Raw genomic sequence first — 23,890 nt, forward strand, 5'->3', positions numbered from 1 at the left:
CGCCGCCCCGGTCGCGGTCCCGCTCCCAGCCGCGGTCCCGGTCGCCGCCCCGGTCGCGGTCCCGCTCCCAGCCGCGGTCCCGGTCGCCGCCCCGGTCCCGGTCCCGATCGCCGCCCCGCTCGCCGTCGCCGTCGCCGTCGCCGTCGCCGTCGGGAGCTTGTACGTTCTCGACGAGAGCCGCGAGCTGCCTGGTCACGGTGCCCCAGCCATCGGCGAACCCCAGCTCGGCGTGCCGGCCGCGGCTGACCGGATCGCCGTGCCGCGCGATCATCCGGTAGTCGGTGCCATCAGCGTGCTCAGCAAGGACGACCTCGACCGTTACCGCGATCGGCTGCGGATCAGCGGGCCGCCAGTCGCTGGCGATCGCGTTCGTGAACGCGATCCGCTCCAGCTCGTCCGCGGCCAGCACCACCGCGTCGAGATGCGGCTCGAACTGCGTACCGTCAGCGCTGATCCGCGAGATCAGCGCACCGCCCGGCCGCAGATCCAGCCGCTCAACCCGGCAGACCGCGGGCGCCGGCACCCACCACTGCGCCAACTGCGCCGGATCGCTCCACGCCGCCCACACGGTCCTATGTGGGGCGCGGATGACCCGCTCCACCACCAGATCCAGCTCCGGATCGAACTCTCCGCGACTCACAAGCCCTCCCCCTTCTGTTGCTGCTGCTCAGTCCGCCCGATCCGCTCGGCTTGCTCGGCTTGCTCGACTTGCTCGACTTGCTCGACTTGCTCGACTTGCTCGACTTGCTCGGCTTGCTCGGCGACGAAGCGTTCCAGGCGGTCGGTGCGGTCTTCCCAGATCCGGCGCTGTTCGGCCAGCCAGTCGTCGACCAGCGCGAGCCGCTCCCGGTTCAGTACGCAGGTACGCACCCGACCGGTCTTGACGGTCCGGATCAGCCCGTTCGACTCCAGCGTCCGGACGTGCTTCATGAACGACGGCAACGTGATCGGGAACTCCGCCGCGAGCTCGCCGACGCTCGTCGGTCCACACCCGAGCCGCCGGATCACGCTCCGCCGGGTCGGATCGGCGAGCGCGACGAACACCCCATCAACTTCCGCCGAATACTGTGCCATGAAGCTAAGTATTGACCGGACCCAATACTTAGCGCAAGGGCTAACTGTCGGCACCTCGGTGAGCTGCCGGAGAGCGCTACCAACTACAACGGCCTGCCGACCGAGCGCCGCGTGCAACGCGAAGGACCCCGCCTCCGGTGAACGGAAGACGGGGCCCTCGGCCACGCTCTGGGTCGTGCTGAGTCGTGCGCCGGGTCAGTCGCGGGTGAGCTTGCGGTGCGTGACCCGGTGCGGGCGGGCCGCCTCCGGGCCCAGGCGCTCGACCTTATTCGCCTCGTAGGACGCGAAGTTGCCCTCGAACCAGAACCACTTGGCCGGGTCGTCGTCGCTGCCCTCCCAGGCCAGGATGTGCGTCGCCACCCGGTCCAGGAACCACCGGTCGTGGGAGACCACCACGGCACAGCCCGGGAACTCGAGCAGCGCGTCCTCCAGCGACTGCAGGGTCTCGACGTCCAGGTCGTTGGTCGGCTCGTCGAGGAGCAGCAGGTTGCCGCCCATTTTCAGCGTCAGCGCCAGGTTCAGCCGGTTCCGCTCACCACCGGACAGTACGCCGGTCGGCTTCTGCTGATCCGGCCCCTTGAAGCCGAACGAGGCCACGTACGCCCGGCTCGGCATCTCGAAGTTCGCGACCTTGATGAAGTCGAGCTCGTCCGAGACCATCTGCCAGACGGTCTTCTTCGGGTCCAGGCCGCCGCGCGACTGGTCGACGTACGAGATCTTCACCGTCTCGCCGAGCTTCAGCGTGCCCGCGTCCGGCTGCTCCTCGCCGACGATCATCCGGAACAGCGTCGACTTGCCGACACCGTTCGGGCCGACGATGCCGACGATGCCGGCCCGGGGCAGCGAGAAGCTCAGGCCGTCGATCAGCTTGCGGTCGCCGAAGCCCTTCTCCAGCTTGGAAACCTCGAGCACCGTGCTGCCCAGCCGCGGACCGGCGGGGATGTTGATCTCGTCGATGTCCAGCTTCCTGGACCGCTCGGCCTCGGCCGCGAGCTCCTCGTAGCGGGCCAGCCGGGACTTGCTCTTGGTCTGCCGGGCCTTCGCGTTCGACCGGACCCACTCGAGCTCGCGCTCCAGGATCTTCTGCCGCTTCGCGTCCTTCTGGCCTTCGACCACCAGCCGCTGCTGCTTGGTCTCCAGGTACTTCGAGTAGTTGCCCTCGTAGCCGTACGTCCGGCCGCGGTCGAGCTCCATGATCCACTCGGCGACGTTGTCCAGGAAGTACCGGTCGTGGGTGATCGCCATTACGGCGCCCGGGTACTTCTGCAGGTGCTGCTCCAGCCAGAGCACGGACTCGGCGTCCAGGTGGTTGGTGGGCTCGTCGAGCAGCAGCAGATCGGGCTGCTGCAGCAGCAGCTTGCAGAGCGCGACCCGGCGGCGCTCACCACCGGAGAGGTTGTCGACGATCACGTCCGGCGGCGGGCAGCGCAGCGCGTCCATCGCCTGCTCGAGCTGAGCATCGACGTCCCAGGCGTTGCGGTGGTCGAGCTCGGTCTGCAGGTCGCCCATCTCGGCCAGCAGCGAGTCGTAGTCGGCGTCCGGGTCGGCCAGCTCGGCGGAGATCTCATTGAAGCGGTCGAGCTTCTGCTTGGTGTCGCCGACCCCTTCCTGAACGTTCTCCAACACCGTCTTGCCCTCGGTCAGCGGCGGCTCCTGGAGCAGGATCCCGACCGTCGCGCCCTCGGCCAGCCGGGCCTCACCGTTGGAGGGCTGGTCCAGCCCCGCCATGATCTTGAACAGCGAGGACTTGCCGGTGCCGTTCGGCCCGACCACGCCGATCTTCACGCCGGTGAGGAAGTTGACCGAGACGTTGTCGAGAACGACCTTGTCGCCGTGCGCCTTCCGGACGTTGCGAAGCGTGTAGATGAATTCCGCCATACCCAGAGCCTATGTGCTGGACCGGGACGTTTCCCAACCCGGCCACCGGAGTTGTCCACAGCCGGCCGGTTCGCGGCTCCGCCCGGCCGCCGATCGGTGCATCTTCTCCGCTGACAGCGGACCGTACCGATCGGAAGGCGGCACGAACATGAGCCACGGCGACACGTACCTGACAGTTCTCGGCTGGGTCGGCAGCGACCCTGATTTCAAGGAGTACCGGAAGAACGCGCAGACGACTTTCCGGCTCGGATCGACCCCACGCCAGTTCGACAAGGTCGTGGGCGACTACGTCGACAAGGCCACCACCTGGTACACGGTGCAGTGCTGGCGAAACCTGGCCCGGAACACGTTCGAGTCCATCCGGCGCGGCCAGCCACTGATCGTCACCGGCCGGCTCCGGACGCACGAGTGGACCGACGACGCCGGTGAGCAGCACAGCCGCGTCATTCTCGAGGCGTTCTCGGTCGGCCACGACCTCGGCCGGGGCACGGCCGCCTTCACCAAGAGCACCGCCCGCCCGGAGGCGCAGGCCTTCGCCCAGACCGATTCCGAAGCCGCGCCGGCCGAAACGACCGCGGCACCGTTCCCACCGGACGAGTACTCGGTCCCGCCCCTGCCCTTGACCGCGACCGCCGATCCCGAGGTGCGAGCGGCATGATTACCTCAATCTTGACTTATATAAGCGCTGCCCGGCATTCTGTGGTCGATCCCAGCAACCGAGCAGAAGAGGGAACCCTCCGTGATCGACATCCTCGAGCACCTGAACGCGGTCCAGCGCGAGGTCAGCCGGACCGGCGAGACCGTGACGGTGCTGATGCGCCGCTCGTACCAGGCGGAGCCGGCCGAGCTGTGGGACGCGCTGACCGACCCGGAGCGGATGCGACGCTGGTTCTGGCCGGTGACCGGCGACTTCCGGGTCGGCGGCACCTTCCAGCTGCAGGACATGGCCGGCGGCGAGATCCTCGAGTGCGAGCCGCCACAGCGGTTCAAAGTGACCTTCGGTGCGCCGAACAGTCTGCTGGAGCTCCGGCTCCTGCCCGGCTCGGGCTCGTCCACCGAGCTCGAGCTCGAACACTCGATGAGCGAGGCCCCGGCGCCCGGCGGCGCCGACGCGCTCTGGGTCGGCCCGGGCTGGGACGGCGGTCTGCTCGGTCTCGCTCTGTACGTGACCGGCGCGCTGCCCGCGGACGCCGATCCGGTGCAGATGGCCGACTCCGCCGAGGTGATCAGGTACAACGAGCTGTCCGTGCGCGCCTGGATCGAGGCAATCCGCTCCTCGGACACCAACACCCCGGAAGCCGACCTCACCGAGGCAGCGAAGATCTCGATGGCACAGTTCGCGCCCGACGCCACGCTCTGACCCTGTCTGTTCGTGCGAGCGCGCGCCCGGCTGTACCAGGGCGCGCGCTCCGCCGTACGCCGACCGGCCTACTGACGGGCGATCGCGAGGCTGTCGCGACAGATGGTGTACGCGGCCAGCTCCTCGCGGGCCGGCTGCACAACGTGGCTGTCGGCAACTTTCTCGAGCTCGGCCCGCAGCGCCTTGGCTACCTGCCGCGAGCGTCGCTGCGCTCCGTTGGTCGCGAACACCCGGCAGACGAACGACAAGGCCAAACCGAGCACGGCCCCGCCGACCAGCATCACCCAGGCGTAGGGGATGCCGTTCCACTCCGGCCGCGGCGGATCGTTCAGCTTGGCGATCCGGGCCACCAGCAGGGCGATCAGCCAGGCGGCCCCGCCGAGCGTGATCAGGAACAACAGCCACTGCACGATCCGGGCGACGTTCCACCAGCCGGGATTGTTGGCCACACCAAGGTCTGTCCGCGCGACCGCCTGGTCGAGCTCGTCGCCGAGGGACTCCTCGCGGCGCCGGATCGTCGACCGCACCGAGTCCGCCCACGGACGGGACAGCCCGGCAGCGGCCTTGGTGGTGATGGTGCGGACCGCGGCATCCATCCGCGCCCGCTGCACCGGAGTTGCCGACGGCAACGAGGAGCGAGCGATCGCCACCTCGTTGGATGCGGACTTGCGCAGCGCCTTGCCTTGTTCGCGGGACACCTGGTCGCCGTGCAGCCGGCGCAACGGGTCCGGCCGGAACCGTCCGACCCACTTGGTCAGCGGCCAGCCCGTCGCGGCACTTGCCCGCTGCAGGTAGGACCGGCGGACGGCATCCGACACCACCGTCAGCCCGCTGGCGTCGGAGAGCGCGTCGACCAGCTCGGTGACATCGGCCTCGGCCACCTCCGGCGTCTTGGCGTTGCCGCACTGGCTCGCCATCCGGTCCGCGACCCGGTCGACATCGGCCGACAACCGCTCCCGGGCGGAGCGCTTGTTGCTGACCCGCTTGACCAGAAGGGATCGCACCTCCTCCAGGCCGTCACCGCTGACGGCCGAGGTCGCGACGACCGTCGGTGACTTCAGACCGTCGGACTTGAGCAGCTTCTCGAGGTCCTCGAGGCAGCTCTTCTGCTGGTCCGGCGTCAGCTTGTCGATGTGGTTCAGCGCGAACACCATCACCCCGGAATGCGAGGCGAACGGTTTGATGTACCGGTTGTGCAGCGCCGCATCGGCGTACTTCTGCGGATCGACCACCCACACCAGCAAGTCGACCAGCTCGACCAGCCGGTCGACGATCAGGCGGTGCTCCACCTCGGTCGAGTCGTGGTCGGGCAGGTCCAGCAGGACCAGGCCGTCCAGGTCCTCGGAGTGCGCGTCCTCGAGCGAGCTCCGGTGCTGCACCTGGTGCCGGCGCGGGATGCCCAGCCAGCTCAGCACCTCACCGGCGGGTTCGTCACCCCAGACGCAGGCGAGCGGCATCGAGCTCGTCGGCCGGCGGGTTCCGATCGCCGCCAGGTCGAGACCGGTCAACGCGTTGAACAGGGACGACTTGCCCGACCCGGTGGCACCGGCCAGGGCGACCACCGTCAGGTCGCCCGACATGCGCAGCCGCTGCCCGGCGCGATCCACGATCTGCCCGGCCTCGGTGAGTACCACCGGGTCCAGCCGGCCATCGCCGGCCTTCGCGGCGGCTTCGATCGCGTCGATCTTCTTCAGGACATCGGTCTCGCCCCGGGCCGGGGTCTCGACCGTATCCACTGTTTCCGTCACGTGCAGTCCTCCACCGCGCGCGCGGCCTCCGTCAGGTGCCTGGCCGTGTCGGCATCGACCGGATGCTGGTCGAGGACTGCCAGGTAGCGGGCGAATTCGGCATCCATCAGGGCATGAACCTTACCGTCAAGGTCGTCCCGCGCCTTGCCGACCATGCCCTGAACCGCCTTGTCGCCGAAAACAGCGTCCAGCAGCCGCTGCCCGACCACCGCGCTGCCGGCTCCCGCGCTCGCCTCCGCGCCCTTCGGAATCCCTGCCCTGCTGGCGAAAACCACCACCATCAACGAAAGGCCGAGACCATTCACCCCGTACTCCAGGATGCGCGCGGTCGACTTCTTGTCGGCGCCTTCGCCGCGCACCAGCTCGAGAACGAACTCCTGCCACTCCCGGACCGCACGGCTCGCGGCCGCCGGGAAGTCCGCCGACATCGCACCGAGCGGCGTCTCGCTCGCCGCCAGCAGCTGCCGCCCCGGCGCGGTCCCTTGCCAGATCTTCTCGGCCCGTTCAGCCGCCTCGGCCGCCTGTTCCCGCAGCAACGACTCCACACCAGACTGGATCGCGTCACTCACGTCCCGCGTCTCGGCCGGCTTGTTGCCGAGCGAGCTCTTCAAGCGATCGCGCAAGCGGCCCGAGCCCGACTGCAGCCCCTTCAGCAGTTCACCGCTCCCGACGAACTCCTGCCACCGCGCCAGCACCTCGCCACGCAGCAACGTACCGTCCTGGCACGCCTTCGCGACGTCCTTCACACCCTGGTCGTAGGCGGCCTCGACCGACGATCGCAGCTCGAGCGCCGTATCGGCTTGCGCCTTGACCGCAGTCGCGAACGGCGGCGCCTTCTTCACCATCGCGGTCACCGCACCCTGCAGAGTCCGGCGCACCACGGCGGCCCGTGCCTCCGCGTCGGCGGCCAGGTCGACCAGCCAGTCCTTGATCGAGGCAACGGCCGCGTCCGGCAACATCCCGTTGCCGTCGACAACGGTCTCCTGGATCGAGAACAACGGCGAGTCACCCAGCCCGCGCTCGAGCAGCATCTGCGCGAGGTGCCCGGTGATGTCGTCGATGGTCTCGCCCGGCGCCCGATCGAGTACGACCGCGACCGCCGTGCTTCGGTCGGACGCACTCTGCAGGAACTCCCACGGCACCGCATCCGAGTACCGCGCAGCTGTCGTCACGAACAACCACAGATCGGCCGCTGCCAGCAGCTGGGTGGCGAGATCCCGGTTCGCCTCGACCACCGAGTCGATGTCCGGCGCATCCAGGATCGCCAGCCCCCGCGGAACGGTGTCCGCGGCAACCAACCGCAACTGCCCCGCGTCCTCCATCCCACCCGGCTCGTCCGCGGCAGTCCGCGTCATCCCCGGCAGCACCCGGTCGCCCACGAACCAGTCCGCATCCGCCGGATGGTGAATCAGCACCGGCGACCGGGTAGTAGGCCGCAACACCCCCGGCTCACTGACAACCTTCCCGATCACCGTGTTGACCAGCGTCGACTTCCCGGCCCCGGTCGACCCACCCACCACAGCCAGAACCGGAGCCTCAAGCTGCACCAACCGAGGCAACAAGTAGTCGTCCAGCTGATCCAGCATCGCCTTCTGCTGCTGCCGAGCCTCATCAGCTCCCACAACTTCCAACGGCAGCCGACTCCCCGCCAACACCCCCCGCAATTTCATCAAGGCGGTAATCAAAGCCATAGCAGCCTGCTCAGCCACCAACTGAGCCGCTAACTCTTCCTCACTAACCTCCCGCTGCCCCCCACCACCCACAGACTCCACGTGACCGGCAGTTTCCGCACCACCCGCTGACTCCACGTGACCCGCAGACTCCGCAGACTTCACGTCCCCCGCAGACCCCGCACCACCCGCAGACTCCGCGTGACCCGCAGACTCCGCGTGACCCGCAGTCTCCGCAGTACCAGCAGACTTCACGTCACCCGCAGACTCCGCAGCACCCGTGGTCTCCGCAGCATCCCCGGCCTGCACACCACTCCCCGCGCCCGCACCTTCTGCACCCCCGGACGCAGCACGCTCATCCCCCACACCCACACCACCGCCGACGCCGCCCGAGCCTTCAACCCGGTCGCCCCCCTCAGCCCCGCCGACCTCGGCACCGCCAGCACCCTCGGCACCCTCGACACCGCCAGCGCCCTCGGAGCCACCCACATCAGCAGCCCCCGCGCGCGCATCACCCACCTGCGCCGAACCCGCCTCAGCACCCGCCACGCCCGCATCATCCGCGTCAGCACTCACCGCATCGGCATCATGCGCATCTACCGTCCCCGCGTCAGCACTCCCCGCGTGCACACCATCCGCGTGCGCACGCTCCGCCGCGTCGGCGTCATCTGCATCCGCCGTACCCGCGTCGCTGGTCCCCGCCTTCGCACCATCCGCACGCGCATCATCCGCGTCAGCACCCACCGCGTCGGCACCAGCTACAGCTGCCGTACCCGCATCAGCAGTCCCCGAGTGCGCATCATCCGTACGCGCAACACCCGCGTCAGCACCCGCCACGCCAGCATCATCCGCACCTGCCGTCGCCGCGTCAGCACTCGGTGTGCCGGCGTCATCTGCATCTGCCGTCTCCGCGTTAGCAGCCCGCGCCTGCGCATCATCTGCACGCGTCGTACCCGCGTCAGAGGTTCTGGTGTCGGCGTCGTCCGCGTGCGGTGTTCCCGCGTCTGCGGTCTGAGCGTGCGCATCGTCCGCGGGCGGCTGGCCGGCGTCCGCAGCCTCGTTGCGCGGGGCATCAGGTGTACCCGCGTCGTCTGCGTCAGTGGGTGCGACGCTCGCGTCGGATGAAGCGCTGGCGTCGGGTGCATCCGCGTACGACGTGTCCGCGTCTGATCCGCCTGCTTGTGTTGTGTCCGCGTGTGCTGTCTTGGCGTCTGCAGTCTCGGCAGGTGTCGCGTCCGGAGGTGCCGGGTCGGAGTGGTTCGCCGCGGTGTCGGGTGTGCCGGAGGTGTTAGCTGGCTGCTTCGGGAGGCCGACGATTATGTTGCCGAACTCCAAGGGGAAGCCGTCTGGAGAGTCGTCCGGCTCATACACGGTGCCGACGGCCGGTCGCGTGGGTTCCTGCGGCGCCGAGGCCTCGGGCACCGACGGGGCGTCCTCTGGAGCGGCTTTGTCAGAGGTCTCAGGCGTACGACCGTCCTCAGAACCTGCGTCGTGCGTGTCGGCGGTTGCTGACGTGGCGTCGCTGGTTCGTGCCGAGGTCGCGCTGATTGATGCCGAGGTGTCGCCGGTGGGTTCAGCGGGGTCAGCGGTTGGTGACGTGGCGTCGGCGCCTGCTGACGTGGTCTCGCTGGTTGGCGGCGAGGGGTCGGCGGCTGGTTCGGTGGGGGCGGCGGTGGTTGTAGCTGGGTCGTCGGTAGGGGTCGCGCGAGGCTGGTCGCCGCCGTCGGAAGCTGCCGTGGGCCGCTCGGTCGAGTCAGCTGCCGCAGGTGCGGTCGAGTCAGCTGCCGCAGGCGCGGTCGAGTCAGCTGCCGCAGGCGCGGTTGACGCGGTTCCCGCGGGCTCGGTTGACGTGGTTGCAGCGTGACCGGTTGGCGTGGGCTCGGTTGAGTCAGCTGCTGCGCCCGCGGTCGAGTCAGCTGCCGCGGGCGCGGTTGACGCGGTTGCAGCAGGCTCGTTCGCGTCAGCTGCCCCGGGCTTGGTTGAGGCGGTTGGTGGGGCCTCGGTTGGGGCGGCCGACGTGGGCTCGGGTGAGGGTGTGGGGGGCTGGGTGGTGGGTTCTGGGGTGGGGGCCGCGTCGGGGGTGGTTTTGCGGCGGCGGCGGCGCCAGAAGCCTTTGGGTTTGGGGGGTGATTGGGCGATCAGGTTCGCCAGCTCCTGGGCAGGCTGATCCTGGCCCGGAACTCGCGGTTCCGGACCTTCACCAGCTGCTGGCCTGGGATCAGCCACGGTGTCCGCCCACGAGCACAGAGTGCCCGGTCGGACAGCGCAGAAGCAAAGTCATCGTCATCCCCGTTTGGCGGCGTGGACGGGTGGCATCACTGCGGTGGTGGATACGGACCGTATCCTCCCGGTGGTCCTTGGCGGTCAGGGGGCCCCGGCGGGTAACCGGGCTGACCGGATGAGTGGTCGGGTTGAGCCGATGGATACCCCGGCTGAGCGGGCGGGTAACCGTCCTGCGAACTGGCGGCATCCTGCGGGCGCGGGTTCGGGGATGTACTCGCCGGTGCTCCGGACCCAGGGGGCGTTTGGTCCGGTCCCGGCTGCCCTGCACCGGAGGCGCCGGACTGCTGTCCAGGCGCGCCGGGGTACTGCTGGCCGGGACCTGCCGCGTACGGCTGGCCGCCGGCGCCTGGGCCAGGCGCGTACTGCTGCCCGGGGCCCGCCGCGTACTGCTGGCCAGCGATGCCCGGTTGCTGTCCAGGGGCTGCCGTGTACTGGCCGGGGGCGCCGGCGTACTGGGGGGCGGCTTGGGCGAAGGCGGGCATGGGTGGGAAGGGGACCGTCGGGCGGCGCTCGCGGAGTTCGTCGAGGAGCTGTTTTTCGGTCTGCAGGGCTTCGGGACCGATCACCTGGCGGACGATCTTGTCGCGGAGGTACGCGAGCTCGGTCGCGTTGTGCTGGAACGCCTTCGCGGCAGCCTCGGCCTGAGGCCCGTACCGGCGAGCGTTCTGGCGCAGGGCCTTTCGGCCACGGAGAGTCGCGATCAGGGGTACGTCCTGTGGTACCAGCCAGCCGAACCGGACATAGTCGTACAACCGGGACGCGATCATCTGTCCTTCCCGCGATCGCATCACCAGCGCGAAGACCACCAGGCAGATGAAGAGCGGGACCATCAAGCACAGGTACGCGACGATGAACCCGCCGCCGCCCGCCCAGCTCGCCGAGGCGTTCCACGCGGCGTGCGCGAGGACGGCGGCCAGGTAACCGACCACAGGGGCGAGGAAGCGTACGACGGTACTTCGATGCCGGATCGCCACGCCGATGCCGATCGCGGTGAACGATGTGAAGAGTGGATGCGCGAACGGTGAGATCACGCCGCGGATGATGAACAGCGCGAACGCGCCGCGCAGTCCGGCGTCGCTGCCGGCCTCCTCGGAGAGCGTGTTGAAGACGCGGCCGTAGTACAGGATGTTCTCGGTGAAGGCGAAGCCGACGCCGACCATTCCCGCGTACACGAGGCCGTCGATGATGCCGTCGAACTCCTTGCGCCGGAGCAGCGCGAGCAGCAGGATCACGGAGCCCTTGGCGAACTCCTCCACCGGCGGCGCGACGAATACGGCGGAGCGGTCGCCGCCGACGCCGGTCTCGGCCAGCCGGTGCGAGACCTCGGTGTTGATGAAGATCGCGGCCAGGGTCGCGATGAAGGCACCCCAGCAGAGCGCGAAGACGATGTACCTGGTCGGCTCGGGTTCGTAGCGGTCCAGCCAGAGGTACAGGGCGATCACCGGGATCACCGGGACGAACGCGAACACCAGGCCCCAGGTGAAACCACCCGCGCCGGTCGACTTGGCGACGATGCCGAAGATCACCAGGCCCGCGATCGCGAATACGACCGCGATCACGATGCCGATCAGGACGCCCTGGTTGCGCCGCTGACCGGGTACCGGATGGTTCCCGAGCACGTTCGGCCGCGGGTACGGCCCGCTGGACGTGTACGCCGACCCCGCCGCGGGTTGCGGCGGACCTGCCGGGCCTGGTGAGGGGTAACTCATGCCCGCAGCCTAGTTGGGGTGCCGATTCATCGGCAGGACCACCCACTCAGCGTTACCTGGATGGAACGACAGCCCTGTACTTCGCCCCGCCGCGAACCGCCGCGATCGGGAACCCAGAGGCGCGATCCCCCGGCTATCTGAGAGACTCTCCCTGCCATACGCCCCCGTAGCTCAGCTGGATAGAGCGTCGGACTTCTAATCCGTTGGTCGCAGGTTCGAGTCCTGCCGGGGGCGCACAGCCGCTCGAAGATACGTTCGAGCCACCCCTTCGGCGGTCCGGGCCGGCTGGTAGAGTTCCGGTCGTGGAGATCGAGGTCGACAGAGGCTAGCCGCCGAACTGCCGGTGGCCTTCCTTCCCGTGCGGGTGCCTTCGCACCCCAGGAAATGACCGTTCACCCCGGTGAACGACCGCTCTGATCGAGCGGAGCCGGCACGTTCGCGTTGCAGCGAACCTGTCCTGTACGCATGCCCGCGGGCGTGCGCCTCGAATGCCCGGTTCCGGACCACCGGCCGGGCAGAAAGCAGTGAGATGTCCACGAAATCTTCGGTCGTGCTGCGCGACCTGACCTTCGAGTGGCCGGACGGCGTTGTCGCGCTGGATCGGCTGAACGGCACCATCGGCACCGGACGGACCGGTCTGATCGGGCGCAATGGCGCCGGCAAGTCCACGTTGCTGCGGCTGATCGCCGGCGTGCTGCGGCCGGCTTCCGGGCAGATCGAGGCTGACGGCGAGGTCGGGTACCTGCCGCAGACCCTGACCCTTCGGCACGACGCCACCATCGCCGAGTTGCTCGGGATCGCCCGGATCGTCGCGGCGATCGGGGCGGTCGAGGCGGGCGATGCCGACGTACGCCACTTCGATGCCATTGGCGACGACTGGGATATCGAGGCCCGTGCCGGTGAGGCACTGGGTCAGCTCGGGTTCTCGGCCGGCGACCTGGACCGCCGGGTGGCCGAGGTGTCCGGTGGCGAGGCGATGCTGATCGCGATCACCGGGCTCCGGGTACGGCGTACGCCGATCACCTTGCTGGACGAACCGACCAACAACCTCGACCGGCAGACCCGCGCGAAGCTGGCCGGGTTCGTGGATCAGTGGCCTGGGACGCTGGTCGTAGTCAGTCACGACCTGGAGCTGCTCGAGCACATGGACAGCACCACCGAGTTGTACGGCGGCACGCTCGACACGTACGGCGGTCCGTACAGCGCGTGGAAGGAACACCGCGAGCAGACCCAAGCAGCGGCTGTCCAAGCCGCGCGGTCTGCCCAGCAGGCACTGAAGGTCGAGAAGCGGCAGCGGGTGGAAGCGGAGACGAAGCTTGCTCGCCGGGAGCGCACCGCCAAGAAGACCCAGCAGCAGGGCGGCATCCCGAAGATCCTGGCCGGGAACCGCGCAAGCAAGGCACAGGCCTCCGCCGGCGCGATGCGTTCCACTCTCGACGACAAAGTGCAGGCGGCCCAGGCGGCTGTCGACGCGGCAGACGCCCGCGTACGCCAGGACGAGCACATCAACCTCGTACTGCCTGATCCGGATGTACCGCGCGGCCGGCGCATTGCGGAGCTGTACGACGCCGATCGCACTGTTGTCGTACAGGGTCCAGAGCGGATCGCGCTTGTCGGTGCAAACGGCAGTGGGAAGTCCACTCTGATCAATCAGCTCATCAACCGCACCCCACCGCTACCCGACCGCCCGCACGGCCGCCTGCTGACTGAACTGGTTGGGCACCTCCCCCAGCGCCTCGACGGACTGGACGAGGACGCCAGTGCGCTGGCCAACGTGCAGCAGGTCGCGCCCGGCACACCACCTGGCACCATCCGCAACCAGCTGGCACGTCTACTGCTCCGCGGCGACAGTCCGGATCGCCCAGTACACACTCTGTCGGGTGGGGAGCGCTTCCGCGTCTCGCTGGCTCGCCTGTTGCTCGCGGACCCACCGGCGCAGTTGCTCGTACTCGACGAGCCTACGAACAACCTGGACATCGCCAGCGTGGAGCAGCTCGCGGAAGCACTCGATGCGTACAGAGGTGCATTGCTGGTCGTCAGCCACGACGTCGCGTTCTTGCAGCGCATTGGCGTGGACACCGTCATCGAGCTGGACAGTGACGGGCGTATGCACCAGCGGCGTGAGTTGGAGGAGTGATCCTCTCAGGGAGTTCCTAGCGACTTCTCAGTTGGTTCTCGGGGCTATCCGGCAACCTGGTTCGTCCAACCGGTACGTAGGGGTGCTGGAAGGACCGATGCCGTGCATTCAGGAATCATTGAAGGAGTACTACGGGGACGGGAGCTGCGCTACGCGCTGGATGCGGTCGTAGTGCTGGCTGGGATACCAGGGGCTGGGAAGAGCACGTTCCTGCGCCGGGTGTTCACCGGTGGCGAACCGGTGCGGGTCTTCGACTCGGCGCAGGTCCGTGACCGGTGGAGACCGGTGCTCGGCGTGCTCCCGTACGCACTGTGGCGACCGCTGGTGCATTTTGTGTACTACCTGACGCTCCTCGCCGCGATGCGCCGCGGACAGGGACCGATCGTGATCCACGACTGCGCCACCCGGCCGTGGGCGCGCCGCCTGATCGGATGGCGTGCCCGCCAGGCCGGTCTGCCGCTGCATCTGATCCTGCTGGACGTGCCCGGTGACGTGGCTCGTTCGGGGCAGTGGGCGCGCGGCAGAGTCGTCCGGTCGGCCAGCATGGCGAAGCACTGCCGAAGATGGCCCGAGCTGGCCGCGAAGGCGGCCGACGACCCTGGAGCCGTCGTGCCGGGTGCCCGGTCGGCGATCGTGCTGAGCCGGCCGGAGGCCGATCAGATCGGCCGGATCAGCTTCGGTTGCGGAAATGTCGGTGGCACCTGATTGACTCTTCCCTCTCGATCGGTAGGAGTGGGAATGAAGGTTCGGGTCGCGCGTGAGGTGCTGGCCGAGGCAGTCGGATGGGTCGCGCGCGGGTTGCCGAGCCGACCCAGTGTGCCGATTCTGGCCGGGATGGTGGTCGAAGCGGCGGACGGGCAGGTGACGCTGTCCGGGTTCGACTACGAGAGTTCGGCGCAGGTGAGCGTGCCGGCCGAGGTGGCCGACGAGGGCCGGGCGCTGGTGTCGGGGCGGCTGCTGTCGGACATCTGCCGGAGCATGCCGCGGGACTCGGTGGACCTAAGCGGCGAGGCGGCGCGGGTCCACGTGAGCAGCGGCTCGGCGCGGTTCGTGCTGCACACGCTGCCGCTCGACGAGTACCCGCCGCTGCCGGAGGTGCCGGCCGCGAGCGGCGTGGTCGACGGTGAAGCTTTCGCGCGAGCGGTGATGCAGGTGGTGAGCGCGGCCGGGCGGGACGACACGCTGCCGGTCTTCACCGGCATCCGGCTGGAGATCCGCGGGTCGACCATCGCCCTGCTCGCCACCGATCGGTACCGGCTCGGCGTCCGGACGCTGCCCTGGCAGCCGGTGGACGCCGGCGCCGAGGCCAACGCGCTGGTCCCGGCGAAGCTGCTCGCGGAGGTCGCGAAGGCGATGTCCGGCGGCGAGCTGACCCTCGCGCTCGGTTCAACCCGCACAGGGGACGGGTTGATCGGGTTCGAGGGTGGCGGGCGGCATGCGACCAGCCGGCTGATCGACGGCGAGTTCCCCAAGGTGCGCAGTCTGATCCCGACCGAGAGCACGATCACCACCACGGTCGCCGTGGACACGGCCGCGCTGGTCGAGGCGGTCAAGCGGGTGGCGCTGGTGGCGGAGCGATCGGCGCCGGTCCGGATCACCTTCGAGGACGGTGTTGCGACGCTCGATGCCGGCAACGGCGAGGAAGCGCAGGCCTCGGAAGCGGTCGAGGTCACGACCACCGGCGAGCCGATCGTCGCCGGGTTCAACGCCGGCTACTTGCTCGACGGTCTCGCGTCACTGGGCACGCCGATCGCCCATTTCGCCTTCACCCAGCCGACCAGACCGGCGAACCTGACCGGCATCAGCGAGCCCGGTGAAACCCCCTCCCCCGACTCGGCATACATCCTGATGCCGATGCGCCTGCCAACCTGAGCCAACTATGGACGAGGAACCGCCCGAGCCCACTGTGAACGAAGAGCTGTCCAAGCCGGCCGTGAACGAACAGCCGTCCGGGCCGGCCGTGGACGAGGAACTGCCCGGGCTGACCGTGGACGGAGAGCTGACCGGGCCGGCTGTGGACGAGGGACTGATCGCCCGGTATCTCGCCCGCCGTGATCCGGTCGGCCGCCCGGTGGACCGGATCGTGCTACTCGGTTCGGCTGTCGTCGAGTCGGTCGCGGTGGCAGCCGCGGCGCACCGCACGTACTCGGCACTGATCCTGGTCAGCGGCGGGATCGGGCACTCCACGCAGTACCTCGACGAGGCGATCCGGCGGCGAGGGCTGAGCCTCGCCACCGGCCGCCCCGAGTCACACGTCTTTCGCGACCTGCTGATCCGGGACGGTGTCGCACCGACCGAGATCGTGGTCGAGGACGAGTCGGCCAACTGCGGCGAGAACGCCGAGTTCACCCGCCGCCTGATCACCGCCGCCGAGACGCTGCTGCTCATCCAGGACCCGACCATGCAACGCCGCACGCACGCGTGCTTCGAGCGTTCCTTCACCGACCTGCCCGGCACCCGACTGTTCAGCTACGCACCTCTGATCCCGTGGATCAGCACTGACCAGGTGAGTGCCGGGCCGGGGACCCCGCCGATCTGGAGCCGGGCACGATTCCGCTCGCTCCTGCTCGGCGAGATCCACCGCCTGTCCCCCGACGGCTACGGCCCGCGCGGACGCGACTTGATCGATCACGTCGACATCCCCGCCGAAGTACAGGCCGCCTACAACCGCTTGGCAGCCAGCCACCCCGAAGACGTCCGTCACCCGACGAAGTAGTCCTTCAGCACGGCTGCCAGCGTGTCCGGCGCCAGCGTGTGGAACGTGCCGTCATGACCCGCCGCTGTGCCGTGCGGAAGTGCTGCGGCTGCCTCTCGCACCGACCGTTGCAGCCACTCCGGACTGGCGTTGCTGAACAGCCCTAGCGTCGGTACCTCGATCGACGCGAGCAGCTCCACCGGTACGGCGCTGTCCCGCATCTGCAGCGCGTCGTACACCAGGGTGGGCGCCATGGCTTCCAGGTCGGCCCACATGGGCGTCTGGCGGATCTGTTCGACCATCTCTCGCGGCTGGCCGACCGCCTCCACCATGAACAGTTCAGCCGCGCCGCCAGGGTTCCCAGCAGCTACGTACTCCTGCAGCCGTTCCAGGTAGCGCTCCGGCGCAGGAGGCGCACCCTCGACGCGGAACGGCGGCTCAAGGAGTGCTTGCTTCTCGAACGGCAGCCCGGCCTGCAGCAGCACCATGCTCCCCGAAGAGAACGCACACGCGTACTGCGCGCCGGCAGCCGCCCGTACGGCATCCAGGTCCTCCCACTCGCACTCCACGGCGTACGGCGCGGTGTCACCGGAGTCACCACGACCGCGCCGGTCGTACGCGATCACCGTGAACGTCGACGACAGTGCCTCGGCGTACTCCGCGAAGTACGCGCGGCCCGTGAACGCACCAGCGACCAGCACCAGCCCCGGCCCGCTACCGGTCACGTCATACGCGATCTCGGTGCCGTCCTTCGAAACGACTTTCTCCATCAGATAGCTCCTCTCTCTGACAAACCGTCGAATGAGCTACCCCCGTACCAGACACGCTGTGATCCAGTTCACACCAGCGCCGTCACCGCTGCCCGAGTAAAGTTGGATCATGTATACAGGCGACTGCACACCATCGCGGGGTTGTTGATGCTGCTCCGGCAGTTGGAGTACCTCGTCGCGCTTGCCCGGGAGAAGCATTTCGCCCGGGCCGCGGACGCCTGCTACGTGTCGCAGCCGTCGCTGTCCGCCGCGATCCGGAAACTCGAGCAGGAGCTCGACGTACCGATCGTCCGCCGCGGCCGCCGGTTCGAAGGACTGACGCCCGAAGGTGAGCGCGTACTGCTCTGGGCGCAGCGAATCCTCGCCGAGCAGGAGGCCCTTCGCCACGAGCTGTCGGTGATGCGCGGTGGCCTGACCGGAACACTGCGGCTCGGTGCGATCCCTACAGCCATGCCCGTGGTCTCCCTGCTCACCACTCCGTTCTGTGAGCGCCACCCGAACGCGCGGGTCACGCTGGAGTCGCTCTCGTCGCGTGACATCACCCAGAAGCTCGCAGAGTTCGACCTGGACGTCGCGATGACCTATCTGGACGACGACACGCTTGGACAGGTACGGAAGACCCCGCTGTACGAGGAGCGCTATCTACTGCTCACACCGAAGCACTCCGAGCTGGCAGACCTCCCAACCGCTAGCTGGTCACAGGTGGCTGAGCTACCGCTCTGCCTGCTCTCCCCCGACATGCGCAACCGCCGCATCATGAACGGGTACTTCACCGACGACGGCGCCACCGCCACCCCGTCCATCGAGAGCGACACGGTGTCGGGGCTCTACAGCCACTTGCACGGCAACCACTGGTCGACGGTGATCTCGCACGCGTGGCTGCACATGTTCGGCGTACCGGACGGCATGCGCGTCGTACCGCTCAAACGACCGGCGAACGGACCGCGGGTCGGTCTGGTGATCGCTGCCCGCAGTCCGGAAGCAGTGCTCGCGCGGGCACTGCTCGAGATCGCGCGGCAGGCCGGCGTACGCCAAGCACTCGATGACCTGCTCGACGTGCATCTGATGGGTTCCGGCTATCTCGACATAGCGAGCAAGTCTTTGACCACCCGTCCGTGACCGGGCGATGGTGGAAACGTACTCGACCGCGGTGTAAGCGGGATCACGTGAGATCCGGGAAGAACCGGTGAGTACTGCTGGTTGGATGTATACAGAAGCCAGAATTCAGAGAGAGGTTGGACATGATCTTCACCCGTAGGTTCGGTGCGCTGGCGGCCCGCCCGCAGTTTCCGGATGCGCCGGAGCTGCAGCAGGAGCTCGGCATGCCGGTGGACCTGGACTCCGAACTCGCCCGCCTGACCGGCGACGCTCAGCCGGCCGGAACCAAGCAGGACGCGGACGAATCGGCCGCATGACGTAGGTCAGAACGTGGCACTTGGTAGACTGTCTACCAGGTGCCACACGTGACTTGGAAGGGACCTCGATGACGACCATGAGTGCGGATGCGGAGCCGGTGGGGGCGCGGCATGTGAAGCGGCCGACACCGTTGCGGGAGTCGGTCTACGAGGCCCTCACCGAGATGATCATCGACGGTACGCTTGAGCGCGGCCGGCACCTCGTCGAGGTCGAGCTCGCCAGCCTGCTCGGCGTCTCCCGCCAGCCGGTACGCGAGGCCCTGCAGCGGCTGAACAACGAAGGCTGGGTCGACCTTCGCCCGGGCTTCGGCGCCATGGTGCACGTCCCCGCCGAGGACGAAGTGGATCAACTGCTCGCCGCCCGCGCCGCGCTGGAATCCGAGTCCGCACGCCTCGCCGCCCGGCACGCCACCAAGGACGACGTCGCGAAGCTCCGCGAGCTCTGCAAGGTCGGCACCGCCTTCCAGGAATCCGGCGACATCGACGGCACGGTCCGTACCAACGGCGACTTGCACAACCTGATCACCCAGATGTCCGGCAACCGGTTCCTGGTCGATTTCGCCGCCCAGGTCGACCGCCGCGTCCGCTGGTACTACACCCCGGTCGCCCCCGTCCGCGGCGCGGCCTCCTGGCGCGAGCACAACCGCCTGGTCAAGGCGATCAGCGAGGGCGACGAGGACAAGGCCGCCCAGATCATGCGCGAACACACCGAGCAGACCCGCAAGGCCTACCACGAACTCCAGGCAGCTTCCGCCCCGGCAGAAGAAACAGCAACGGCGGCAGCGTCACCCGCCCGCCGCCGCCGTCGCTCCACGATCTAACCAGTCCGCCGGGCCGCCTTTCGCGCTTGCAGGGCGGCAGCCAAATGCGTGTATTGCTCCACGACCCGCCGCGCATAGGGATTGTGGCCGACGATGCGCGGCCACCAGAACCGCCCGATTTGTTCGTGCATCCAGAGAAACCCGATCGCGAATCCCATGCTCACCAGAGCGCGGAAAGCCAAGAACTTCCACGGTTCCGGCGGCAGCGACGGCGTACCGGTGATCACCCAAGCTGTCACTACTGCGTGCATCAGCAGTGCGAGCGGAAACGCGATCACCCAATAAACCGCCGCCGGCGCGAAAACCCCCGCCGGTACCTTGCCCAGCGCAACCAGCACGGCGTACCCGGCACCGAAAACCATCAACGGCACCGCGAGGCCGAGCCCGGTAACGATCGCCCAACCGATGGGCTGGCCAACAAACGCGCCGAGTCCGCCGGCGATCAGTCCGGCCGCCGCACCCACCAGCATCGCCGGCACGGTGTACTCCGCCAACTGCTTCACCTCGGCCATCTCAACCCACAGCCACGCCGAAGCGAATCAAGCAGTAGAACAGCATTCCGAGATAGAAGACCGCACCAAACCCGATGATCACATTGCGTACGGGACCAGGCCGGATCTTCTTTGGCAGCAGCAGGTTGTTGGTCAGCAACAACACGATGCAGTACGCGCCCATCGCGAAGGTGGACAGGAACGCGAGGATGTCCAGAATGCCGGCCGGACCGTCCGCCGGACCGAACAGCAGAATCAAAATGCCGAACAGGATCACGCCCCACAAGAACCCCGCGTACAACCGCGACATCGAGAACCGTTTCGCACCCGGGACGAAGTAGTACGTCATGTCCGCCTGACCGCGCGAGAACGAGTCGAACAGGCCGAGCGTCGCGTTCAGCCCGATCAGTGCGATGAAGGCGAAGAACAACGTGCCCAGGATCGGCGAGCCGGCGGAGGCGAACGCGTCGGACATCGCCTTCAACGCGGCCGATCGGTCCCCGCCCTCGATCAGCGACGCGACATTCGGATTCTCCCGGGCCGCGGACATGGCCAGTACGGTGAACGAGATCGTCACCAGCATGGTGATGCCCCAGAAGAGCAGCAGCGCGTCGAACGTGACCCACTTCCGCCAGCCCTTCCATTTCGCCATCTCGGCCGGGTCCTCGGTGTCGAACATGAACCCGCGCGACGGCATCGACTCGGCCTCGCCCTCGGTCCGCAGGCCGCGGATCTTCGGGATGTGCGCGCCCATGCCGGCGCCGCTGTCGCGCAGCTGCAGCGTGTACCACATCTGCTGCATCCCGGACGGTCCCGCGAACGCGATCGAACCGACCACGATCGGGAACCAGGCCGACGTCATCGCCTTGTCCGGGAAGTACCCGAACGCGAACATCCCGGACAGCGTCCGGCTGAGGTCGTCCCAGTTGCCGACCAGCGCGGCGATCACGGACGTGCCGACCACCAGCAGGCCGATCAGCAGACCGAGCAACTTCTCCAGGAAGTTGTAGATCACCGACAACAGACTGAACAGCACGCCGACGAACACCAACGCCACGCACGCGGTGACCTGCCACGGTATGCCGCTGATCTCCTCGAACGCGGCCGCACCCGCGGACAGGTGCCCCGGCCACATGTAGATCAGGATCGCCGCCGCGTAGAAGAACCACATCAGCGGTTTGAAGATCCGGGCCGCGCCGAAGAAGATGCTCTCCCCGGTGGCCATCGCGTACCGCGCCATCTCCAGCAGCACGAACGCCTGCAGCGTGACACCGACCATGAACAGCCAGCGGATGTCCGGCCCGAACACCAGGACGAGCCGGGGCCACATGTACGACTCGCCCATACCCACCCCGAGGGCGACCAGGAAGACGGTCGGACCGAGGATGTGCAGGGAGGGCGGTGCGTCCGGAAGCTTCCGGATCGGCATCGGTTCGAGCCGGCCGGCCTTCCAGACCTTCTCGGTGACCGCGGCCGCCGGCTCTTCGGGTACTCCTGAGGTCTTGCTCGTGACGTCCAAGGCGGACTCCTAAGGTCGACGCCAACTAGCGGATCTTTGCACCCCCGCTGCGACTTCTTCCGATCAAATGAGATGGGCCTCCAATCAACCGCGGCCGGCCCCGATCGGCTGTGACCGGGCCGTCCGATCCGGGCTCAGCCGAGCGGGCCGGCGTTGCGGGCCCAGCGATACTTGGCACCGAGGACCTGGACGGGTGTCTCGGTGGTGTACGGGTACGCGACCACCCCGTGGTCGAACAGGTACTGTGACGCTTCCTCGACCTCGACGTCCCCCGACAGCGAGGCGACCACCGGTTTGTCGATGCCCTTGGCCCGGAACTCCTCGACCACCTCGGCGACCAGCTTCGCGAACACCATCGGCGGCGTCACGATCGTGTGCCAGTAGCCCAGGATCAGCGAGTGAATCCGCTCGTCGGACAGCCCGAGCGCGATCGTGTTCCGGTACGTCGCGGGTGGCTCGCCGCCGGTGATGTCGACCGGGTTGCCGGCCGCGCCGAACGGCGGGATGAACTTCCGGAACGCCTCGTCCAGGTCGGCCGGGATGTCCATCAGCGTCAGGCCGGCGTCGACACAGGCATCCGAGAGCAGTACGCCGGAACCGCCCGCGCCGGTGATGATGACGACGTTCTCGCCCTTCGGCGTCGGCAGCAGCGGGATACCGCGGGCGTACTGGAGCATCTCGTTCAGCCCCGGCGCCCGGACCACACCGCTCTGCTTGAGGATGTCGTCGTACACCTTGTCGTTGCCGGCCAGCGCGCCGGTGTGTGAACTGGCCGCCCGCGCGCCCAGGGAGGTACGGCCGGCCTTCAGTACGACGACCGGCTTGTGCTTCGACACCCGGGCCGCCGTTTCGGCGAACGCCCGGCCGTCCTTCAGATCCTCGAGGTGCATGGCGATCAGGTTGGTGTTGGCGTCGTGCTCGAAGAAGGTCAGGAGGTCATCTTCGTCGATGTCGGCCTTGTTGCCTACCCCAACGATCGCGGACACGCCCATCCGGCTGGACCGGCTGAAGCCGAGGATCGCCATCCCGATCCCGCCTGACTGCGACGAGAGGGCAACTGACCCACGGACGTCGTACGGGGTGCAGAAGGTCGCGCACAGGCTCTCCGGCAGGTAGTAGTAGCCGTAGATGTTCGGTCCGAGGATGCGGACGTTGTGCTTGCGTGCGATCGCCACGACCTCGTCCTGGAGCTCCTGCTCGCCGGTCTCGGCGAACCCGGACGGGATCAGGATCGCGCCCGCGACGCCCTTCTGACCGCACTGCTCGAGCGCCGCGCCGACGAACTTGGCCGGCACCGCGAACACCGCGACATCGACGTCACCGGGGATGTCGGTGATCGACGGGAACGCCTTCAGGCCGAGAACCTCGCCGCCCTTCGGGTTGACCGGGTAGATGTCACCCCCGTACCCGCCGTTGACCAGGTTCTTCACCACCGAGTTGCCGATCTTGCCGACCTCGTTGGAGGCCCCGATCACCGCGACCGCACGCGGTTTCATGATCCGGGTCATCGCGGTCAGGATCTCGTCCTGGCTGTACCGCTCGACCGGCTTGCCGGCTTCGGCGTCGACGATGATCCGGAAATCAACAGCGGTGGCGCCGTCCGGCCCGGCAAGGACCGGGTTCAGGTCCACCTCGGCGAACTCCGGGAAGTCCGTGACCAGGTCGGAGACCCGCTGGATCAGATTGCCGACAATCTCCTTGTCGACCGGCCGCGCGCCGCGGACGCCCTCGAGCATCTCGTGCGCCTCGATCCCGTCGACCATCGCCCGCGCCTCGCCGGCGGTCAGCGGCGCGAGCCGGAAGGTGACGTCCTTCAGCACCTCGACGAGTACGCCACCGAGCCCGAACGCGACCACCTTGCCGAAGGTCGGATCGGTGACCGCGCCGACGATCACCTCCTGCACGTCGCCGCCGGTGACCAGCATCTTCTGCACTTGGACGCCGGTGAGCTCCGCGGCCGGATTGTAGGCTTTCGCATTGTCGACAATCTGCTGGTACGCGGCCCGCGCCGCATCCGCGGAGTCGACACCGACCACCACGCCACCGGCCTCGGTCTTGTGCAGAATGTCCGGCGAGACGATCTTCAGCACCACCGGATACCCGATCTCGGCGGCGAGACCAGCGGCACCGTCGGCGGTTGTCGCCAGTCCCTCCCCCGGCGTCGGGATGCCGTACGCGTCGGCGACCAGCTTGGCCTCCGGCGCGCTCAGCGAAGTGCGGCCGTCCGCCAGCGCCTGGTCGAGGATGGCCCGGACTGCTGCCTTGTCATAAGTCATCTGCTGCACTCCCATGTCAGATCACACCGGCACTTCGGATCACG

At 68.2% G+C, this 23,890-nt stretch carries 20 protein-coding genes and 1 tRNA gene; 11 read left to right on the forward strand and 10 right to left on the reverse strand.

The window, feature by feature from the left end; genetic code table 11:
• The 3 genes from ABD260_RS07180 to ettA all read right to left on the reverse strand — a co-directional run.
• Positions 1 to 640: SRPBCC domain-containing protein (locus ABD260_RS07180; RefSeq protein ID WP_344232564.1), on the reverse strand; the 640-nt coding region annotated here is incomplete at its 3' end.
• The gene (locus ABD260_RS07185) at positions 637 to 1,074 is read right to left on the reverse strand and encodes an ArsR/SmtB family transcription factor (RefSeq protein ID WP_344232565.1); all 438 of its coding nucleotides are present in this window, start codon (positions 1,072 to 1,074) and stop codon (positions 637 to 639) included. The genes ABD260_RS07180 and ABD260_RS07185, both read right to left, overlap by 4 nt.
• A 195-nt stretch (positions 1,075 to 1,269) precedes the next feature.
• A complete protein-coding gene (gene ettA, locus ABD260_RS07190; protein ID WP_344232566.1) occupies positions 1,270 to 2,952 on the reverse strand; it encodes an energy-dependent translational throttle protein EttA in 1,683 nt (560 codons plus the stop codon).
• A 148-nt stretch (positions 2,953 to 3,100) separates the two neighbouring features.
• On the opposite strand from ettA, the gene ABD260_RS07195 reads away from it, so the two are divergent.
• Together ABD260_RS07195 and ABD260_RS07200 are read left to right on the forward strand one after the other, a co-directional pair.
• Positions 3,101 to 3,610, forward strand: a complete 510-nt coding sequence (locus ABD260_RS07195) for a single-stranded DNA-binding protein (RefSeq protein WP_344232567.1) — start codon at positions 3,101 to 3,103, stop codon at positions 3,608 to 3,610.
• 81 nt (positions 3,611 to 3,691) lie between these two features.
• A complete protein-coding gene (locus ABD260_RS07200; RefSeq protein WP_344232568.1) occupies positions 3,692 to 4,312 on the forward strand; it encodes an SRPBCC family protein in 621 nt (206 codons plus the stop codon).
• Between the two features lie 68 nt (positions 4,313 to 4,380).
• On the opposite strand, the gene ABD260_RS07205 is transcribed toward ABD260_RS07200, so the two are convergent.
• Positions 4,381 to 6,060, reverse strand: a complete 1,680-nt coding sequence (locus tag ABD260_RS07205; protein WP_344232569.1) for a GTPase — start codon at positions 6,058 to 6,060, stop codon at positions 4,381 to 4,383.
• Positions 6,057 to 7,682 (reverse strand): GTPase family protein, encoded by a 1,626-nt coding sequence (locus tag ABD260_RS07210; RefSeq protein WP_344232570.1) that lies wholly within the window; start codon positions 7,680 to 7,682, stop codon positions 6,057 to 6,059. Before ABD260_RS07210 ends, ABD260_RS07205 begins: the two co-directional genes overlap by 4 nt.
• A 267-nt stretch (positions 7,683 to 7,949) precedes the next feature.
• Here ABD260_RS07210 and ABD260_RS07215 point away from each other — a divergent pair, with 267 nt between their 5' ends.
• Positions 7,950 to 8,855 (forward strand): hypothetical protein, encoded by a 906-nt coding sequence (locus ABD260_RS07215; protein ID WP_344232571.1) that lies wholly within the window; start codon positions 7,950 to 7,952, stop codon positions 8,853 to 8,855.
• A gap of 1,190 nt (positions 8,856 to 10,045) precedes the next feature.
• Here the strand turns inward: ABD260_RS07215 and ABD260_RS07220 are convergent.
• A complete protein-coding gene (locus ABD260_RS07220) occupies positions 10,046 to 11,722 on the reverse strand; it encodes a PrsW family intramembrane metalloprotease (RefSeq protein ID WP_344232572.1) in 1,677 nt (558 codons plus the stop codon).
• A gap of 160 nt (positions 11,723 to 11,882) precedes the next feature.
• Between ABD260_RS07220 and ABD260_RS07225 the strand changes: the two genes are divergently transcribed.
• From ABD260_RS07225 to ABD260_RS07245, 5 genes are all read left to right on the forward strand, one after another.
• Positions 11,883 to 11,956, forward strand: a tRNA-Arg gene (locus ABD260_RS07225).
• 295 nt (positions 11,957 to 12,251) lie between these two features.
• Positions 12,252 to 13,859: an ABC-F family ATP-binding cassette domain-containing protein gene (locus ABD260_RS07230; protein WP_344232573.1), complete on the forward strand. Its 1,608-nt coding sequence runs from the start codon at positions 12,252 to 12,254 to the stop codon at positions 13,857 to 13,859.
• 102 nt (positions 13,860 to 13,961) lie between these two features.
• Positions 13,962 to 14,564, forward strand: coding sequence for an AAA family ATPase (locus tag ABD260_RS07235; protein ID WP_344232574.1), 603 nt, complete (start codon positions 13,962 to 13,964; stop codon positions 14,562 to 14,564).
• 33 nt (positions 14,565 to 14,597) lie between these two features.
• Entirely contained in the window at positions 14,598 to 15,731 is a 1,134-nt protein-coding gene (gene dnaN, locus ABD260_RS07240; RefSeq protein ID WP_344232575.1) for a DNA polymerase III subunit beta, read from the forward strand.
• Positions 15,732 to 15,738: 7 nt separating this feature from the next.
• Positions 15,739 to 16,575 carry a YdcF family protein gene (locus ABD260_RS07245; protein WP_344232576.1) on the forward strand — a complete coding sequence of 279 codons (837 nt, stop codon included), beginning with the start codon at positions 15,739 to 15,741 and terminating at the stop codon, positions 16,573 to 16,575.
• On the opposite strand, the gene ABD260_RS07250 is transcribed toward ABD260_RS07245, so the two are convergent.
• Positions 16,560 to 17,324 (reverse strand): alpha/beta fold hydrolase, encoded by a 765-nt coding sequence (locus ABD260_RS07250; RefSeq protein ID WP_344232577.1) that lies wholly within the window; start codon positions 17,322 to 17,324, stop codon positions 16,560 to 16,562. The genes ABD260_RS07245 and ABD260_RS07250 overlap by 16 nt on opposite strands.
• Positions 17,325 to 17,471: 147 nt before the next feature.
• Between ABD260_RS07250 and ABD260_RS07255 the strand changes: the two genes are divergently transcribed.
• From ABD260_RS07255 to ABD260_RS07265, 3 genes are all read left to right on the forward strand, one after another.
• Positions 17,472 to 18,443 (forward strand): LysR family transcriptional regulator, encoded by a 972-nt coding sequence (locus ABD260_RS07255; protein WP_344232894.1) that lies wholly within the window; start codon positions 17,472 to 17,474, stop codon positions 18,441 to 18,443.
• A gap of 122 nt (positions 18,444 to 18,565) precedes the next feature.
• Entirely contained in the window at positions 18,566 to 18,739 is a 174-nt protein-coding gene (locus ABD260_RS07260) for a hypothetical protein (protein ID WP_344232578.1), read from the forward strand.
• A 68-nt stretch (positions 18,740 to 18,807) separates the two neighbouring features.
• Positions 18,808 to 19,560: a GntR family transcriptional regulator gene (locus tag ABD260_RS07265; RefSeq protein WP_344232579.1), complete on the forward strand. Its 753-nt coding sequence runs from the start codon at positions 18,808 to 18,810 to the stop codon at positions 19,558 to 19,560.
• On the opposite strand, the gene ABD260_RS07270 is transcribed toward ABD260_RS07265, so the two are convergent.
• The 3 genes from ABD260_RS07270 to ABD260_RS07280 all read right to left on the reverse strand — a co-directional run bounded on the left by ABD260_RS07270 (position 19,557) and on the right by ABD260_RS07280 (position 23,846).
• A complete protein-coding gene (locus ABD260_RS07270; RefSeq protein WP_344232580.1) occupies positions 19,557 to 20,072 on the reverse strand; it encodes a hypothetical protein in 516 nt (171 codons plus the stop codon). The genes ABD260_RS07265 and ABD260_RS07270 overlap by 4 nt on opposite strands.
• A 1-nt stretch (position 20,073) precedes the next feature.
• Positions 20,074 to 21,570, reverse strand: coding sequence for an Nramp family divalent metal transporter (locus ABD260_RS07275; RefSeq protein ID WP_344232581.1), 1,497 nt, complete (start codon positions 21,568 to 21,570; stop codon positions 20,074 to 20,076).
• Between the two features lie 134 nt (positions 21,571 to 21,704).
• Positions 21,705 to 23,846, reverse strand: a complete 2,142-nt coding sequence (locus tag ABD260_RS07280) for an acetate--CoA ligase family protein (RefSeq protein WP_344232582.1) — start codon at positions 23,844 to 23,846, stop codon at positions 21,705 to 21,707.
• Positions 23,847 to 23,890 lie beyond the last annotated feature (44 nt).

This window comes from Kribbella hippodromi (assembly GCF_039531045.1).
Classification (GTDB): Bacteria; Actinomycetota; Actinomycetes; order Propionibacteriales; family Kribbellaceae; genus Kribbella; species Kribbella hippodromi.

What these genes read in the sequence shown, in the direction of transcription:
- ABD260_RS07270 (WP_344232580.1), bottom strand. Translation starts at nt 20,072, where the DNA reads ATGGCCGAGGTGAAGCAGTTGGCGGAGTACACCGTGCCGGCGATGCTG.
- ABD260_RS07250 (WP_344232577.1), bottom strand. Translation starts at nt 17,324, where the DNA reads ATGGAGAAAGTCGTTTCGAAGGACGGCACCGAGATCGCGTATGACGTG.
- ABD260_RS07245 (WP_344232576.1), top strand. Translation starts at nt 15,739, where the DNA reads ATGGACGAGGAACCGCCCGAGCCCACTGTGAACGAAGAGCTGTCCAAG.
- ABD260_RS07260 (WP_344232578.1), top strand. Translation starts at nt 18,566, where the DNA reads ATGATCTTCACCCGTAGGTTCGGTGCGCTGGCGGCCCGCCCGCAGTTT.
- ABD260_RS07185 (WP_344232565.1), bottom strand. Translation starts at nt 1,074, where the DNA reads ATGGCACAGTATTCGGCGGAAGTTGATGGGGTGTTCGTCGCGCTCGCC.
- ABD260_RS07265 (WP_344232579.1), top strand. Translation starts at nt 18,808, where the DNA reads ATGACGACCATGAGTGCGGATGCGGAGCCGGTGGGGGCGCGGCATGTG.
- ABD260_RS07220 (WP_344232572.1), bottom strand. Translation starts at nt 11,722, where the DNA reads ATGAGTTACCCCTCACCAGGCCCGGCAGGTCCGCCGCAACCCGCGGCG.
- ABD260_RS07195 (WP_344232567.1), top strand. Translation starts at nt 3,101, where the DNA reads ATGAGCCACGGCGACACGTACCTGACAGTTCTCGGCTGGGTCGGCAGC.
- ABD260_RS07280 (WP_344232582.1), bottom strand. Translation starts at nt 23,846, where the DNA reads ATGACTTATGACAAGGCAGCAGTCCGGGCCATCCTCGACCAGGCGCTG.
- ABD260_RS07255 (WP_344232894.1), top strand. Translation starts at nt 17,472, where the DNA reads ATGCTGCTCCGGCAGTTGGAGTACCTCGTCGCGCTTGCCCGGGAGAAG.
- ettA (WP_344232566.1), bottom strand. Translation starts at nt 2,952, where the DNA reads ATGGCGGAATTCATCTACACGCTTCGCAACGTCCGGAAGGCGCACGGC.
- ABD260_RS07230 (WP_344232573.1), top strand. Translation starts at nt 12,252, where the DNA reads ATGTCCACGAAATCTTCGGTCGTGCTGCGCGACCTGACCTTCGAGTGG.
- dnaN (WP_344232575.1), top strand. Translation starts at nt 14,598, where the DNA reads ATGAAGGTTCGGGTCGCGCGTGAGGTGCTGGCCGAGGCAGTCGGATGG.